We start from the raw sequence: 16,817 nt of genomic DNA on the forward strand, positions 1-16,817 counted from the left end.
AGCGGCCGCCCCACCTTCAGAACTTCCACAACAGGTTGCCGTACAACGCGTGATCGCTGACGTGGCCGCCGACCTGGCCGCTATACGACAGTCCCACCGACAGGTTCTTCGTGACGGCCGCATCGACGCCGACTTCGAGCACCGCAGCGTCACGCGCGACCGGCACGCCGACCACGTTGAACGGCGTCCCGCCGCTCGCGAACGACAGCGTCGAACCGGGCTGCGTATTGCCGAACGCATGCCGCCAACCGACCGTGCCGTACGCGGAGACCTTGCCCTTCGTCGTGACCGCCAGATCGGTCGACGCACGCACGCCGAGCGTCGAGAAGCCGAGCCCGCTCGTGCGCGATTCGCCCTGCAGCGCGGCCGCGCCGCCGCTCTCGTTGAAGCCGCCGGTATGCACGCTCGCGTAGGCGAGGCCGACGAACGGCTCGAGCGCGACGTTGCGAATCGCGGTCGAGTAGCCGATCTCGGTGAACACCTGCGTCGCGTTCGCGTCGTAGCTGGCGGTGTCGTGATCGGCGAAGCTGCCGAACGACGGATTGCGCTCGCTGTGCACGCGATACCACGACTGCGCGAGGCCGCCCCGGATGTTCCACGCGTCGTATCGGCCGCTCGCGTACAGCGCGATCGTCTCGCCGTTCACCTTCGCCGATTCGTTCTGGTCGGTATTGAGCAGGCTGCGCGATGCGCCGCCCGCGATACCGACGCGCCAGTGGCTGCTGACTTCCGCGTCCGTACCGACGATGAAGCCATACAGGTTGCGGTCGATCGATGCGACGTCGTCGCCGTCGAAGCGGCTGTGCGAGCCGTAGATGCGGCCCCACACCGCCGGCTTGAACGACTTCGCCGGCGTACAGCCGTTCTCCGCCGCAAGCCGACGATCGAGCGACGCCGCATGATCGTCCGCCGACACCGGCGCCTCGCAGCCGCACAACGCCCCGCCCGGCTGCGAGCCGAGACGCGCGCGATCGAGCACCGCGTCACGCACGTAGCGGCTGTCCGACAGCAGCACGCTACGCGTGCTCGGATACAGATCGCCGGCCAGTTGCGCGAATGCGCGGCTCGCGGTCGGCGCATCGGCCGTCAGCACCGTATCGAACAGCGGGTTGCCGGCGCCCAGCGTGCCGACCGCGCCGGCCGCCGCCTGCCCGTCGGGCGTCGAAGCCACCGAGGCAAACGGCGTGCCGTTCGGCGCGAGCGACAGCAGCACGCGCGATGCGTCGTACTGGAGCGTCGGCGTGAGGAACGCATACGTCGAGTTCACCGCGCTGAATTGCCCTTGCACGCCTGCGCCCGCATTGACGATCGTATAGAGCTTGCCCGGCTGATACTGCCCGGTCGCCGCGACGACCTGCACCGTCCCGCCGTTGAGCGCGGCCGAACCCGTCACGTCGAGGCCGCCGCTTTGCTGCGGCGTGGCGCCGACCTGCAGCGTCGAGCCGGGCTGGAACGTCGCGTTGCCCGCCACCTTCAGCGGCTGGCCGAGCTGCAGCACCGATGCGGTGCCGCCGCCCGACACGACCAGACCGCCGATCGTGCCCGTTCCCGTGACCGTCGCGCCGTTGCCGACCGTCACCGGCGAGTTCGCCAGCGAACCGGTGACGGCGAGCGTGCCGCCGGTCACGTTCGTCGGGCCGGACAGCGTGTTCGTCCCGCTCAGCACTTGCGCGCCCGTGCCGGCCAGCGTCAGCGGGGCGGTGCCCGACAGCGTGCCCGCGAACGTACCGGTGCCCGCCGTGTTCACCGTCAGCGGCGTGCTGCCGAGGTTCACGTTCGAGCCCGTCGTGCCCGACAGCGCGCCGATCGACTGCGGTGCGGCCGAGCCCGCCAGGTTCAGCGTCGCGCCGCTGCCCGCGAGCGTCACCGGGCTCGTCGGCGCGAGGCTGCCTGCGCCCGACAGCGCGAGCGTGCTGCCGCTGCCGATCGTCGTGCCGCCGGTGTACGTGTTCGCGCCGGTCAGCGTCTGCGTGCCGCCGCCCTGCACCGCGAAACCGCCGCTGCCGGCGATCGTGCCGCCGAACACGCCGCCCGCGGGGCCGGCCACGGTCAGCGTATTGCCGCCGAGGTTCACGGTCGAACCGGCCGTGCCCGACAACGCGCTTGCCGTCTGCGGCGTCGTGGCACCGCCGACATCGAGCGTCGCACCGTTACCGGCCAGCGTCAGCGCGCTGCCGGCCGACAGGCTGCCGGTGCCGCCGACGGCCAGCGTGCTGCCGGTGCCGATCGTCGTGCTGCCGGTGTACGTGTTCGCGCCGCTCAGCGTCGTCGTCGACGGGCCGTTCACCGCGAGGTTGCCGCCGCCCGAAATCGGGCCGCTCAGGCCGAGGTTGTTCGCGCCGCCGACCGTCAGCGTCGAGCCCGTGCCGAGGTTCACCGCGTTGCCGAGCGTCGTGCCGGCCACACTGGTGCCGAGCGTGCCGCCGCTGCCGCCGACGCTCAGCGTGCCGCTGCCGAGCGCCGTCGGCGTGCCGGCCACCAGCGTGCCGCCACCCGTGACGAGCGTGCCGCCTGTGTAGCTGTTGGCGCCGGAAAGCGTCGTCGTCGCCGGGCCCGTGAGCGCGAGCGTGCCGCTGCCCGAGATCGGGCCGCTCAGGCCGAGGCTGTTCGTGCCGCCGACCGTCAGCGTCGAACCGCTGCCGAGATTCACCGCGTTGCCCAGCGTCGTGCCCGGCGTGCTCGCGGCCAGCGTGCCGCCCGCGCCGCTCGTGTTCAGCGCGCCCGTGCCGAGTGCCGTGTTGCTGCCCGCGATCAGCGTGCCTCCGCCCGTCAGGTTCGTGCCGCCCGTGTACGTGTTCGTGCCGGTCAGCGTTTCGGTGCCCGTACCCGACAGCGTCAGGCTGCCGCCCGTGCCCGCGATCGTGCCGCCGTACGTGCCGTTGCCCGTGCCGCCCAGCGTCAGGTTGTTGCTGCCGAGGTTCACCGTCGAACCGGCGACACCCGAGAGCGTGCCGGTTGTTTGCGGCGTGGTCGCGCCGCTCACGTCGAAGGTCGCGCCGGCACCGGCGAGGTTCACCGGGCTGCTCGACGAGAGGCTGCCGTTGCCGCTGATCGCCAGCGTGCCGCTGTTGATCGTCGTCGCGCCGGTGTAGGTGTTGTTGCCCGTCAGCGTTTCAGTGCCCGTGCCCGACAGCGTCAGGCCGCCCGTGCCGCCCACCGTCCCACCGAACGTGCCGTTGCCCGAACCGCCGAGCGTCAGCGTGTTGCCGCCGAGGTTCACGGTCGAACCCGACACACCCGACAACGCGCCCGTCGATTGCGGCGTCGTCGCGGCGCTTACATCGAGCGTGGCGCCCGTGCCGGCCAGATCGATCGCGCTGCCGCCCGAAAGACTCCCGCCCGCACCAACGGCGAGCGTGCTGCCGCCGCCGATCGACGTGTTGCCGGTGTACGTGTTGGTGCCGGTCAGCGTCGTCGTCGACGGACCGTTCACGGCCAGATTGCCGCTGCCCGAGATCGTGCCGCCGAGGCCGAGGTTGTTGGCACCGCCGACCGTCAGCGTCGAACCCGAACCGAGATTGATCGCATTGGTCAGCGTCGTGCCTGCGACGCTCGTGCCGAGCGTGCCGCCCGCGCCGCTCGTGTTCACCGCGCCGGTGCCGAGCGCCGAGCTGTTGCCGGCCAGCAGCGTGCCGCCGCCCGTCAGGTTCGTGCCGCCTGTGTAGGTGTTCGTGCCCGTCAGCGTCTCGGTGCCCGTACCCGCCAACGTCAGGCTGCCGCCTGCACCCGCGATCGTGCCGTCATACGTCCCGCTGCCCGAACCGCCGAGCGTCAGCGCATTGCCGCCGAGATTCACGGTCGAACCCGCGACACCCGAGAGCGCGCCCGTCGATTGCGGCGTCGTGGCGGCGCTCAGGTCAAGCGTCGCGCCGGCGCCGCCCAGATTCACCGCACTGCCGCCCGACAGAGCGCCCCCCGCACCGACAGCGAGCGTGCTGCCGTTGCCGATCGTCGTATTGCCCGTGTACGTATTCGTACCGGTGAGCGTCGTCGTCGACGGGCCGTTCACGGCCAGATTGCCGCTGCCCGAGATCGTGCCGCCGAGGCCGAGGTTGTTAGCACCGCCGACCGTCAGCGTCGAACCCGCACCGAGATTGACCGCGTTGTTCAGCGTTGTGCCTGCCACGCTCGTGCCGAGCGTGCCGCCTGCGCCGCTCGTGTTCAGCGCGCCCGTGCCGAGTGCCGCGCCGTTGCTCGCGATCAGCGTGCCGCCGCCCGTCAGGTTCGTGCCGCCCGTGTAGGTGTTGTTGCCCGTCAGCGTTTCGGTGCCGGTGCCCGCCAGCGTGAGGCTGCCGCCCGCACCGGCGATCGTGCCGTCATACGTGCCGCTGCCCGTGCCGCCCAGCGTCAGGTTGTTGCCGCCGAGGTTCACCGTCGAACCCGCGACACCCGACAGCGTGCCCGTCGTCTGCGGCGTGGTCGCGCCGCTCAGGTCGAACGTTGCGCCCGCACCCGTCAGGCTCACCGGTGTCGTCGCCGACAGGCTGCCGCCCGCGCCGATCGCGAGCGTGCCGCTGTTGATCGTCGTCGCACCGGTGTAGGTGTTGGCGCCCGTCAGCGTTTCCGTGCCCGTGCCGCTCATCGTCACGCCGCCGGTGCCGGCGATGTTGCCTGCGTAGGTGCCGTCGCCCGACCCGCCGAGCGTCAGGTTGTTGTTACCGAGGTTCACCGTCGAGCCCGCCACGCCCGAGATCGTGCCCGTCGATTGCGGCGACGCGGCGCCGCTCAGGTCGAGCGTGGCGCCGGCCGCCGTCAGGCTCACCGGGCTGCTCGACGAGAGGCTGCCGTTGCCGCTGATCGCGAGCGTGCCGCTGTTGATCGTCGTCGCGCCGGTATACGTGTTGTTGCCCGTCAGCGTTTCGGTGCCCGTGCCCGACAGCGTCAGCCCGCCCGTGCCGCCGATCACGCCCGCATACGTGCCGCTGTCCGCGCCGGCGAGCGTCAGCGTATTGCTGCCGAGGTTCACGTTCGTGCCCGTGCCGCCCGACAGCGCGCCGGTCGTCTGCGGCGACGTGGCCGCGCTCAGGTCGAGCGTCGCGCCCGTGCCGGACAGGTCGATCGTGCTGCCCGACGACAGCGTGCCGCCCGCCCCGACCGCCAGCGTGCTGCCGCCGCCGATCGTCGTGCTGCCCGTGTAGGTGTTGGTGCCCGACAGCGTCGTCGTCGCCGGACCGCTGACGGCCAGATTGCCTGCGCCGGAAATCGCGCCGCCCAGCCCGAGATCGTTCGTGCCGCCAACCGTCAGCGTCGAGCCGCTGCCGAGATTCACCGCGTTGCCCAGCGTCGTGCCCGGCGTGCTCGCGGCCAGCGTGCCGCCCGCGCCGCTCGTGTTCAGCGCGCCCGTGCCGAGTGCCGAGCTGCTGCCCGCGATCAGCGTGCCGCCGCCGGTCAGGTTCGTGCCGCCCGTGTAGGTGTTCGTGCCCGTGAGCGTTTCGGTACCCGGGCCCGACAGCGTCAGGCTGCCGCCCGCGCCCGCGATCGTGCCGCCGTACGTGCCGTTGCCGGTGCCGCCCAGCGTCAGGTTGTTGCTGCCGAGATTCACCGTCGAACCGGCGACACCCGACAGCGTGCCCGTCGTCTGCGGCGTGGTCGCGCCGCTCACGTCGAAGGTCGCGCCGGCACCGGCGAGATTCACCGGGCTGCTCGACGAGAGGCTGCCGTTGCCGCTGATCGCCAGCGTGCCGCTGTTGATCGTCGTCGCGCCGGTGTAGGTGTTGTTGCCCGTCAGCGTTTCGGTGCCCGTGCCCGACAGCGTCAGGCCGCCCGTGCCGCCGACCGTCCCGCCGAACGTGCCGTTGCCCGAACCGCCGAGCGTCAGCGTGTTGCCGCCGAGGTTCACGGTCGAGCCCGCAGTGCCTGACAACGCGCCCGTCGATTGCGGCGTCGTCGCGGCGCTTACATCGAGCGTGGCGCCCGTGCCGGCCAGATCGATCGCGCTGCCACCCGAAAGACTCCCGCCCGCCCCGACCGCGAGCGTGCTGCCGCCGCCGATCGACGTGTTGCCCGTGTACGTGTTGGTGCCGGTCAGCGTCGTCGTCGACGGACCGTTCACGGCCAGATTGCCGCTACCCGAGATCGTGCCGCCGAGGCCGAGATTGTTCGCACCGCCGACCGTCAGCGTCGAACCCGAACCGAGATTGATCGCATTGGTCAGCGTCGTGCCTGCGACGCTCGTGCCGAGCGTGCCGCCCGCGCCGCTCGTGTTCACCGCGCCGGTGCCGAGCGCCGAGCTGTTGCCGGCCAGCAGCGTGCCGCCGCCCGTCAGGTTCGTGCCGCCTGTGTAGGTGTTCGTGCCCGTCAGCGTCTCGGTGCCCGTACCCGCCAACGTCAGGCTGCCGCCTGCACCCGCGATCGTGCCGTCATACGTCCCGCTACCCGAACCGCCGAGCGTCAGGTTGTTGCTGCCGAGGTTCACCGTCGAACCGGCGACACCCGACAGCGTGCCCGTCGTCTGCGGCGTGGTCGCGCCGCTCACGTCGAAGGTCGCGCCCGCACCGGCGAGATTCACGGGGCTGCTCGCCGACAGGCTGCCGCCCGCACCGATCGCCAGCGTGCCGCTGTTGATCGTCGTCGCGCCGGTGTAGGTGTTGGTCCCCGTCAGCGTTTCGGTGCCCGTGCCCGACATCATCAAGCCGCCGGTGCCGCCGATCGTGCCCGCAAAATTGCCGTTGCCGGAACCCGCCAGCGTCAGCGTGTTGCCGCCGAGGTTCACGCTCGTGCCCGACACGCCGGACAGCATGCCGCTCGTCTGCGGCGTCGTCGCCGCGCTGATGTCGAGCGCCGCGCCGGTGCCGGCGAGATCGAGCGCGCTGGCCGCCGACAGACTGCCGCCCGCGCCGACCGCGAGCGTGCTGCCGCTGCCGATCGTCGTATTGCCCGTATAGGTGTTCGTGCCGGTGAGCGTCGTCGTCGACGGGCCGCTGACCGACAGACCGCCGTTCCCCGAAATCGCACCGCCGAGGCCGAGATCGTTCGCGCCGCCGACCGTCAGCGTCGCGCCTGCGCCGAGATTCACCGCATTGCCGAGCGTCGTGCCGGCGACGTTCGTGCCGAGCGAACCGCCGTTGCCGCTGACGTTCAGCGCGCCGGTCCCAAGTGCGCTGCCGTTGCCGGCGATGAGACCGCCGCCGCTCAGCGTCGTGCCGCCGTCGTACGTATTCGTGCCGGTGAGCGTCGTCGTCCCGCTGCCGGTCTGCGCGAGGCTGCCGCTGCCGGAAATCGTGCCGCTCAGGCCGAGATCGTTCGCGCCGTTCAGCCCGAGCGTCGCGCCCCCGCCGAGCGTGATCGCGTTGCCGAGCGTCGTGCCGCTCACGCTCGCGCTCAGCGTGCCGTTGCCGGTCACGTCCAGCGCGCCGGTACCGAGCGCGGTGTTGCTGCCGACGCTCAGTCCGCCGTTGCTCAGCGTCGTCCCGCCGCCGTAGGTGTTCGCGCCGCCGAGCGTAGTCGTGCCGCTGCCCGACTGCACGAGGCCGCCCGCACCGGAAATGATGCCGTTCAGCCCGAAGTCGAACGCACCGCCGAGATTCAGCGCCGAACCGGCGCCGAGATCGACCGCGTTCGCGAGCAGCAGGTTGGCCGTGCTCGCGCTGAGCGTGCCGCTCGTGCCGGTAACGCTGAGCGTGCCCGTGCCGAGCGCCGTGTTGTTGCCGACCGACAGGCCGCCGGCATTCAACGTCGTGCCGCCCGAATAGGTGTTCGCGCCGGTCAGTGCCGTCGTCCCCGTGCCGCTTTGCGCGAGACTGCCGCCGCCCGAGATGATGCCGCTCAGACCGAGGTTGTTCGTACCGCCGAGCGTGAGCGCCGAACCCGTGCCGAGGTTCACGGCGTTGCCGAGCGTCGTGCCGGCGCTGCGCGCGGCGAGCGTGCCGCCCGCGCCGCTCGTGTTCAGTGCGCCCGTGCCGAGCGCCGACGCGTTGCCGGCGACGAGCGTGCCGCCGCCCGTGAGGCTCGTGCCGCCCGTGTACGTGTTCGCGCCGTTCAGCGTTTCGGTGCCGGTGCCGGAGAGCGCGAGGCTGCCGCCCGCGCCGGCGATCGTGCCGTCGAACGTGCCGCTGCCCGTGCCGCCGAGCGTGAGGCTGTTGCCGCCGAGATTGACGGTCGCGCCGGCCACACCGGACAGCGCGCCCGTCGTCTGCGGCAGCGTCGCGCCGCTCAGGTCGAACGTCGCGCCGGCGCCGGCCAGGTTCACCGTGCCGTTCGCGGCCAGGCTCCCGGCGCCGCCGATCGCCAGTGTGCCGCTGTTGATCGTCGTGCCGCCCGTATAGGTGTTCGCGCCGGTCAGCGTCTCCGTGCCGGTGCCGGACATCGCGAGCCCGCCTGCGCCGCCGATCGTGCCGCCGAACGTGCCGTTGGCGGTGCCGCCGAGCGTCAACGTATTGCCGCCGAGATTCACGGCCGAGCCGGCTGCGCCGACCAGCCCGCCCGTCGTCTGCGGCGACGTGGCCGCGCTGAGGTCGAGCGTCGCGCCCGCGCCTGCCAGATCGAACAAGCTGCCGCCGGACAGGCTGCCGCCCGCACCTACCGCGAGCGTGCTGCCGTTGCCGATCGTCGTGTTGCCGGTGTAGCTGCCCGCCCCCGTGAGCGTCGTGATCGACGGGCCGCTCACCGCGAGATTGCCGCCGCCCGAAATCGCGCCGCCCAGGCCCAGGTTGTTCGCGCCGCCGACCGTCAGCGTCGCGCCCGCGCCCAGGTTCACCGCATTGCCGAGCACCGTGCCGCCGACGCTCGTGCCGAGCGAGCCGCCTGCGCCCGTCACGTTCAGTGCCCCTGTGCCGAGCGCCGAGCCGTTGGCCGCGATCAGCCCGCCGCCGCTCAGCGTCGTGCCGCCCGTGTACGTGTTGGCGCCGAGCAGCGTCGTGATGCCTGCGCCGGTCTGCGCAATGCCGCCGTCGCCGGCGATCGCGCCGCCGAGGCTCAGATCGGCCGCGCCGTTCAGGCCGAGCGTCGCGCCGGCGCCGAGGTTCACCGCGTTGCCGAGCAAGGTGCCGGCGACGTTCGTGGCGAGCGTGCCGCCCGCCCCGCTGACATTCAGCGCACCGGTGCCGAGCGCCGCGCCGTTGCCCGCGATCAGTCCGCCGCCGCTCAGCGTGGTGCCGCCCGTGAACGTGTTCGCGCCGAGCAGCGTCGTCGTGCCGGTGCCGGTTTGCGCGAGGCTGCCGTTGCCCGCGATCGTACCGCTCAGCCCAAGATCGTTCGCGCCGTTCAGCCCCAGCGTGACGCCGGCACCGAGATTGACCGCATTGCCGAGCGTCACGCCCGGCACGCTCGCGCCAAGCGAAGCCGAGCCGTTGACGTCGAGCGCGCCGACGCCGAGCGCCGCGCCGCTGCCGACGATCAGGCTGCCGCCCGTCAGCGCCGTGCCGCCTGCGTAGGTGTTCGTGCCGATCAGCGCTTGCGAGCCGGTGCCGGAAAGCGTCAGCCCGCCCGCACCGCCGATGTTGCCCGCGAAAACGCCGCTACCGCTGCCTGCGAGCGTCAGGTTGTTCGAACCGAGATCGATCGTCGAACCCGCGACACCGGACAGCGTGCCGATCGACTGCGGCGTGGTTGCACCGGCGATGTTGAACTGCGCGCCAGCGCCCGTCAGGTTGACGGGACTCGACGCGGCGAGGCTGCCGCCCGCGCCGATCGCGAGCGTGCCGCTGCCGATCGTGGTGCCGCCGGTAAACGTCTCGGCCGCGGTGAGCTTCGTCGTACCCGGGCCGCTCACGGACAGACCGCCCGCGCCGGAAATGATCCCGCCCAACTCGAGATCGTTCGCACCGCCAACCGTCAGTGCCGCGCCCGCGCCGAGCTGGATCGCATTGCCGAGCACCGTGCCGCCGACGGTCGTGCCGAGCGAGCCGCCCGCGCCCGTCACGTTCAGCGCGCCCGTGCCGAGCGCGCTGCCGTTGCCGGCCAGCAGCCCGCCGCCGCTCAAGGTCGTGCCGCCCGTGTACGTGTTCGCGCCGAGCAGCGTCGTGATGCCCGTGCCGGTCTGCGCGAGGCCGCCGTCGCCGGCGATCGTGCCGCTCAGGCCGAGATCGTTCGCGCCGGTCAGCGCGAGCGTCGCGCCCGCGCCGAGGTTCACCGCGTTGCCCAGCGTCGTGCCGCTCACGCTCGCGCCGAGCGCGCCGCCGGCGCCCGCGACGTTCAGCGCGCCGCTGCCGAGCGCCGTATTGCTGCCCGCGAGCAGCGTGCCGGCGCTCAGCGTCGTGCCGCCGCCGAAGGTGTTCGCACCGGACAGCGTCGTCGTCCCCGCGCCGCTCAGCACGAGGCCGCCGGTGCCACCGATCGCGCCGCTCAGCCCGAGGTCGTGCGCGCCGTTCAGCGTCAGCGACGCACCGTTCAGGTTGATCGCATTCGCAAGCGACGCGCCGGCGGCCAGATCCGCGCTCAGCGAACCGCCGAGGCCGCTCACGTTCAACGCGCCGCCGACGCCGAGCGCGCTGCCGCCTTCGACGATCAGGCTGCCGCCGCCGGTCAGGCTCGCGCCGCCGGTAAACGTGTTCGCGCCGGACAAGGTCGTCGCGCCAGTGCCGCCGAGCGCCAGGCCGCCCGCGCCCGAGATCGCGCCGCTCAGGCCGAGATCGGCCGCGCCGTTCAGCCCGAGCGTGGCGCCCGCGCCGAGGTTGACCGCATTGCCGAGCACCGTGCCGCTCGCGTTCGTCGCGAGCGAACCGCCGGCGCCGATCACGTTCAGCGCGCCCGTGCCCAATGCCGCCGCATTGCCGGCGACGAGGCCGCCGGCACCGAGCGTCGTGCCGCCGCTAAACGTGTTCGCGCCGAGCAGCGTCGTCGTGCCGGCGCCGGTTTGCGCGAGGCTGCCGCTGCCGCCGATCGCGCCGCCGAGGCTCAGGTCGACCGAGCCGTTCAGGCCCAGCGTCGCGCCGGCGCCGAGATTCACCGCATTGCCGAGCAGCGTGCCGGCCGCATTCGTCGCGAGCGTGCCGCCGGTGCCGGTCACGTTCAACGCGCCCGTGCCCAACGCCGCCCCACTGCCCGCGACGAGCCCGCCACCGCTCAGCGTCGTGCCGCCGCTGAACGTGTTCGCGCCGAGCAGCGTCGTCGTGCCGGTGCCGCTTTGCGCGAGGCCGCCGTTGCCGCCGATCGCGCCGCCGAGGCTCAAGTCGGCCGCGCCGTTCAGGCCGAGCGTGGCGCCTGCGTCGAGGTTCACCGCGTTGCCGAGCAGCGTGCCGCTCGCATTCGTCGCAAGCGAGCCGCCCGCGCCGCTGACATGCAGCGCGCCCGCGCCGAGCGCGGAGCCGTTCCCGGCGATCAGTCCGCCGCCGCTCAGCGTCGTGCCGCCCGTGAACGTGTTGATGCCGGTGAGCGTCGTCGTGCCCGTGCCGGTTTGCGCGAGACTGCCACTACCGCCGATCACGCCGCCGAGGCCGAAGCTGGCCGAGCCGTTCAGGCCCAGCGTGACGTTCGGGTCGAGATTGACCGCATTGCCGAGCACCGTGCCGCCGACGCTCGTGCCGAGCGAGCCGCCCGCGCCCGTCACGTTGAGCGCGCCGCTGCCGAGCGCGCTGCCCGTGCCGACGACGATGCCGCCCCCGCCCGTCAGATTCGTTCCGCCCGTGAACGAATTGGCGCCGTTCAGCGCCAGCGTGCCGGTGCCGTTCACGTTCAGCGCACCGCTGCCGCCGATCGCCCCCGACAGCGCGAGCCCGTTCCCGCCGTCGATCGTGAGGCCGCCGTTCAGGCCGCCGTTCAGCGTCACGTTGTTGAGCAGATTGACGCCGGCCGCGCCGGCCTCGAGCGTGCCGCCGCCGGCGACGATCGTGCCGGTGCCGAGCGCCCCGGTGCCATGAACGATCGCGGTGCCGCCCGTCAGCGACGCGTCGGTCGCGGTCGACGCGCCGGTGATGTCCCACGTGCCGCCTTGTACGGCGAGGTGATTGAAATTGGCGAACGTATCGACCGCGATGGCGCCGTTCGTCGCGCCGCCGGCGGCCGTGTTCAGTTGCAGGTTGAGCGTGTTGTTGCCGCCCAGCCCGGCGTCGACGCCGAGCCCGACCGACGACCCGGTCAGCGCATTGAACGTGTTCGACGTGCCGAGCGCCGCGCCCAGCGAGACGTTGCCCGTGACGGTGCCGGCATTCGTGAACGTGTTCCCTGCGCCCGGCGTGCCGCTGGGCGCGAGCACCACCGACCCGTTGATCGTGCCGCTGCTCGCGTTGGTGAAGTTGGTCTGCGCGCCGCCCGACGTGGTCACGACCTGCGCGGTCGGCCCCGCGCCGAAGCCGAGCAGGCCGGTCGTACCGATCATGCCGGCGTTCGTGATGTTGGTCGTGCCGCCGATGCCGTTGTTTACGGTCAAAGCCGGCCCGTTCACCAGCGAGCTCGTCGACCCCATCATCACGCCCGTGCTGGTGTTCGTGACGTTGACGGTGCTCGCCGACGCGCTATTGCCGACCACCGTGCCGTTCGACACGACACTCAGCCCGGACAACGCGGGGTCGATCCGGCCGTTGTTGGTCAGCGTGACGCCGCTGCCCGTCAGCGACAGCGCGGTGCCGCCGAACAACGGCACCACGGAAATGGTCGCGCCGGACTCGACGGTCAGGTTCAGATTGTTCGTGCCGTTCGAATAGGACGTGCTGGCTCCGGTACAACTGACGGACGTCGTTCCGGTGCAGGCAGCCAGGGCGTCGGCGGGGACGATCCCGGCGCCGATCAGCGCGACCAGCATGCCGGTCGGGACGAGGAATTTCGGACGTGCTTCCGCGCGCTTTTTATTCGATCCCATGCGCATACGCATAATCACACCTTCCCATTAAAGAGCATCAACGACACAGAGCCATTCCTTTCACACACTCAAATCGGAAGGAAAATACCGGCATGCGTTAATCGATATTTTTGGCAAATACCTTCCCGCCGCCAATTCGGAACGGATGGCATGGATTAACAACTGACGAGAATCAATCGACGAGCATTATTCGATCTTCATTTTTTTGCTTTTACGCCCCCTCCGGTAATTTTTTCCCTCTTCACGGTTTGCTGTTTCGCGCGAAACGGCTTTGCCGCCCGTTCGTCCGCTCCTCGTGCATCGCTCGATACGAATCAAACGGCATCCGAACGTGGATCGACGCTGCGTCGGGGCGCTCCCGCCCGTAAGCGAACACTGAGTTCAGCAGTGAAACAAGCGAACTTCAGCCGTTCCGCATGTCGATTCATTAATGAATGCCGCTTGAGCCGCGCGCCTCCCGTGTTGATCGCGAGTCAAATATAGGCCCGAGTCGCAAACGTTTTCCACGAACTGGAAAGCATTTTGTCAAAACTCAACAATCTTTCCGTGCGATGTAATCACTTGTATGCTCGATGTAAATCTAATGCCGTAACTACGCGCCGCCGATCGTTAAAAAAGGCAAAAAAATCGAATTCCCGGACGCCGGCCTTTTGCTTAATCTGCTTTAATCGATTTACATCACATCCGACGCATTACGATTTTCGTCTCGCGAACGATAACGACGTGTCCAAGGGAGAATTTCACGATGGTGACGTTGAACATCAATAACCGGCGGGCGGAAGTCGACGCCGATCCGTCGACGCCGGTGCTCTGGGTGCTGCGCGACAACCTCGGGCTGACGGGCACCAAGTTCGGCTGCGGGACGGGCGACTGCGGCGCATGTACCGTGCACGTCGACGGCCGGCCGGTGCACAGCTGCACGCTGGCGCTGTCGTCAGTGGGCAGCGCGCGCATCACGACCTCCGAGCACCTGGCCGACGATGCGGTCGGCAAGGCCGTCCTCGATGCGTGGCTTCGGCACGACGTCGCGCAATGCGGCTACTGCCAGAGCGGCCAGATGATGAGTGCGGCCGGCCTGCTGCGCAGCAACAAGGCGCCGAGCGATGCCGATATCGACAGCGCGATGGCCGGCAATCTGTGCCGTTGCGCCACCTACCAGCGCATCCGCGCCGCGATTCACGATGCGGCACGGGCACTCGCCTGAGCCTGCCGGGAGATAGCGATCATGCGTATTGGCACTGCCGGGCGTCCGGCGCTTAGCGACGTCGTCCACGCCGAGGCTTCTCCTGCAACCGGCGCCGCGGCGCCGATGCCGGGCCGGCGCGGCTTCCTGAAACTCACGATGGCGGCGAGCGGCTGTCTCGCGCTCGGTATCCCGCCGCTGCGTGCGCGCGCCGAAGCCGGCGCCGTGCTGCGGAGTTCGCCACCGCAAGCATTCCTGATCATCGCGCCGGACAACACGGTGACCGTCGCCGTGAACCGGACCGAGGCCGGCCAGGGCGTCAGCACCGCGCTGCCGATGGCGTTGGCCGACGAACTCGACGCCGACTGGCCCAACGTGCGCACGGTCCTCGCGCCGGCCGGCGAGCCGTACAAGGATCCGGTGACCGGTATCCAGATGACCGGAGGGTCCACGTCGGTCAATCATTCGTTTACGCAATACCGCGAGCTCGGCGCGTCCGCGCGCGCGATGCTGGTCGCGGCGGCCGCGCAGCGCTGGAACGTCGATCCGGCCACCTGCCGCACCGCGAACGGCGTCGTGACGTCGGGCAATCATCGCGCGACCTACGGCGAGCTGGCGCCGGACGCAATGGCGATGCCGGTGCCGCAGCACGTGACGCTGAAGTCGCCCGACTAGTTCCGCCTGATCGGCAAGCCGACGCCGCGCGTGGATGCGCGCGCGATGCTCGACGGCTCGCTGAAGTACGGAATGGACTGGCGCCTGCCGGACATGATGGTGGCCGTCGTCGCGCGTCCGCCGCGTTTCGGCGGACAGGTCGCGAGCTACAAGGCGGCGGCGGCACGGGCCGTCAAGGGTGTCGTCGAAGTCGTCGAGATTCCGACCGCGCGCGGCGGCACGGGCGTCGCCGTGATCGCGAACGGCTACTGGCCGGCCAAGCTCGGCCGCGATGCGCTGCAGGTCACGTGGAAGGACGCCGGCTCGACCGTGTCGTCCGCCGAACAGATGCAGGCCTACAAGCAGCTCGCCGGCACGCCGGGCACCGTCGTGCGCACGGCCGATGCCGGCACCGCGCCGGCCGCGGCGACGCGCATCCGCACCGACTACGAATTTCCCTATCTCGCCCACGCGCCGATGGAACCGCTCAGCTGCACGGTCGACGTCGGGCCGGCGAGCTGCGCTTGCGGAATCAAGATCTGGGGCGGCTCGGCGATGCAGACGACCGATCGCGCGGCGGTGGCGAAGGCGCTCGCCGTCGCCCCGGAGAAAGTGCAGATCTTCACGCTGACGTCGGGCGGCGACTACGGGCGGCGCTCGACGCCGACCTCCGACTACGTGGTCGAAGCGGCGCACGTAGCGGCCGCGTATCTGGCGGCCGGTCATCTCGGCCCCGTCAAGACGATCTGGACGCGCGAGGACGACCTGCGCGGCGGCTACTACCGCCCGATGGTGCTGCATCGCGTCGACATCGGCGTCGACGGCAGCGGCGGCGTGCGCGACTGGCAGCATGTCGTCGTCGGCCAGTCGGTGCTGAAGGGTTCGCCGCTCGCGCCCGCGACGATGCGCAAAGGCGGCACCGATCCCGATCTGACCGACGGCGTCGCCAACAACCCGTACGGCTTCCCGATGCAGCTATCGGTTCATCAGCCCGACGTCGACGTCCCGGTCCAGTCCTGGCGCTCGGGCGGCCATACGCATACGGCCTTCGTGATGGAAACGCTCGTCGACGAGCTCGCGCACGCGGCGCATCAGGACCCGGTCGCGTACCGGATGGCGCGGCTGTCCGGTCCCGAGCATGCGCGCCATCGCGAGGCGCTCGCGCTCGCCGTCGACAAGTCGGGTTACGGGACGCGCACGCTGCCGGCCGGGCATGCGTGGGGCGTCGCGATGCACGAAACGGCCGGTACGGTCGTCGCCTACGTGACCGAGGTGTCGATTCAGGCGCAGCAGCCGCGCGTGCATCGCGTGACGGCCGGCGTGTATGCCGGGCGCATCGTGAATCCGACCGGCGCGGAAGCGCAGATTCAGGGCGGTGCGCTGTTCGGCCTCGCGACGACGAAGCCCGGTTTCGCGATCGACGTCGACCACGGCGCCGTCCGCAACGCCAGCTTCGTCGACTACCCGCCGGTGCGGATGCAGGAAGCGGCGCCGGTCGACGTGTTCTTCGTGCCGTCCGACGCGCATCCGACCGGCTTGAGCGAAGCCGGCGTGCCGCCGATCGCGCCGGCGGTCGCCAACGGCGCGTTCGCGCTGACCGGCCAGCGGATGCGCGCGCTGCCGTTCGCGCCGATGCTGGTCGCCTCGACGGCGCCGACGCTGCCGGCCGCGGCTGAGGACGATCCGTACGCCGACCTGCCGGCCGGCGGCTGCCGGCTTCCGCGCAAGGCGAAGTCGGCGGCGCTCACGCCGAAGGTCAATCACAGCCAGGCCGGTGTCGGGCAGCCGAGCGCGGTGCCGAAATTCCTGCGGCCCAAGCGGCGTGCCGGGATTCCGTGTATCGATGCGCTGAAGAAGGGGACGGTCACGTAACGGGCAAGCGGCGAGACGGACCTGCCGGTGGTGGCGCATACCGGGCGCGGCAGGTTCGTCGCGAGGTTCTCGAGCGGCGACGGTGCGCCGCCCTTGCCGATCGTGGCGTACCCTTCGGGCCGGTCGATACGCACGTCGACGAGACGAGACGAGACGACACGGCACGACGCAGGCTGGCTCACCTACCGATGCCGCGCCCGGCGCGCCGGCATCGCGACGAAAAACAGGCGCCCGTTCATTCGTTTGCGACCGGAACGTGAACCGAACGCGAACGGAACGCGTGGCGGAACTCACACGCGCAACGGTGCGAAAGAATCCGCGCCTTATCGGCTAGCGCCCTCGCTCCACCGCCCACGCCGCGCCCCACGCCATCAT

General features: G+C 70.9%; 2 protein-coding genes and 1 pseudogene. 2 read left to right on the plus strand and 1 reads right to left on the minus strand.

All coding sequences use genetic code 11. The annotated features are described in order from the left end of the window. Nucleotides 1-16: 16 nt before the first annotated feature. Complete coding sequence (locus NP80_RS08870; protein WP_045593381.1) at nucleotides 17-12,745, minus strand: autotransporter-associated beta strand repeat-containing protein; 12,729 nt, start codon at nucleotides 12,743-12,745, stop codon at nucleotides 17-19. Between the two features lie 733 nt (nucleotides 12,746-13,478). Here NP80_RS08870 and NP80_RS08875 point away from each other — a divergent pair. Next, nucleotides 13,479-13,937, plus strand: coding sequence for a (2Fe-2S)-binding protein (locus NP80_RS08875; protein ID WP_006409563.1), 459 nt, complete (start codon nucleotides 13,479-13,481; stop codon nucleotides 13,935-13,937). Between the two features lie 21 nt (nucleotides 13,938-13,958). Next, nucleotides 13,959-16,442 (plus strand): annotated as a pseudogene (locus tag NP80_RS08880) (xanthine dehydrogenase family protein molybdopterin-binding subunit). Nucleotides 16,443-16,817: the final 375 nt, after the last annotated feature.

Origin of the sequence: Burkholderia multivorans ATCC BAA-247 (assembly GCF_000959525.1) — a bacterium.
Taxonomy (GTDB): Bacteria; Pseudomonadota; Gammaproteobacteria; order Burkholderiales; family Burkholderiaceae; genus Burkholderia; species Burkholderia multivorans.

What these genes read in the sequence shown, in the direction of transcription:
- NP80_RS08875 (WP_006409563.1), top strand. Translation starts at nt 13,479, where the DNA reads ATGGTGACGTTGAACATCAATAACCGGCGGGCGGAAGTCGACGCCGAT.
- NP80_RS08870 (WP_045593381.1), bottom strand. Translation starts at nt 12,745, where the DNA reads ATGCGTATGCGCATGGGATCGAATAAAAAGCGCGCGGAAGCACGTCCG.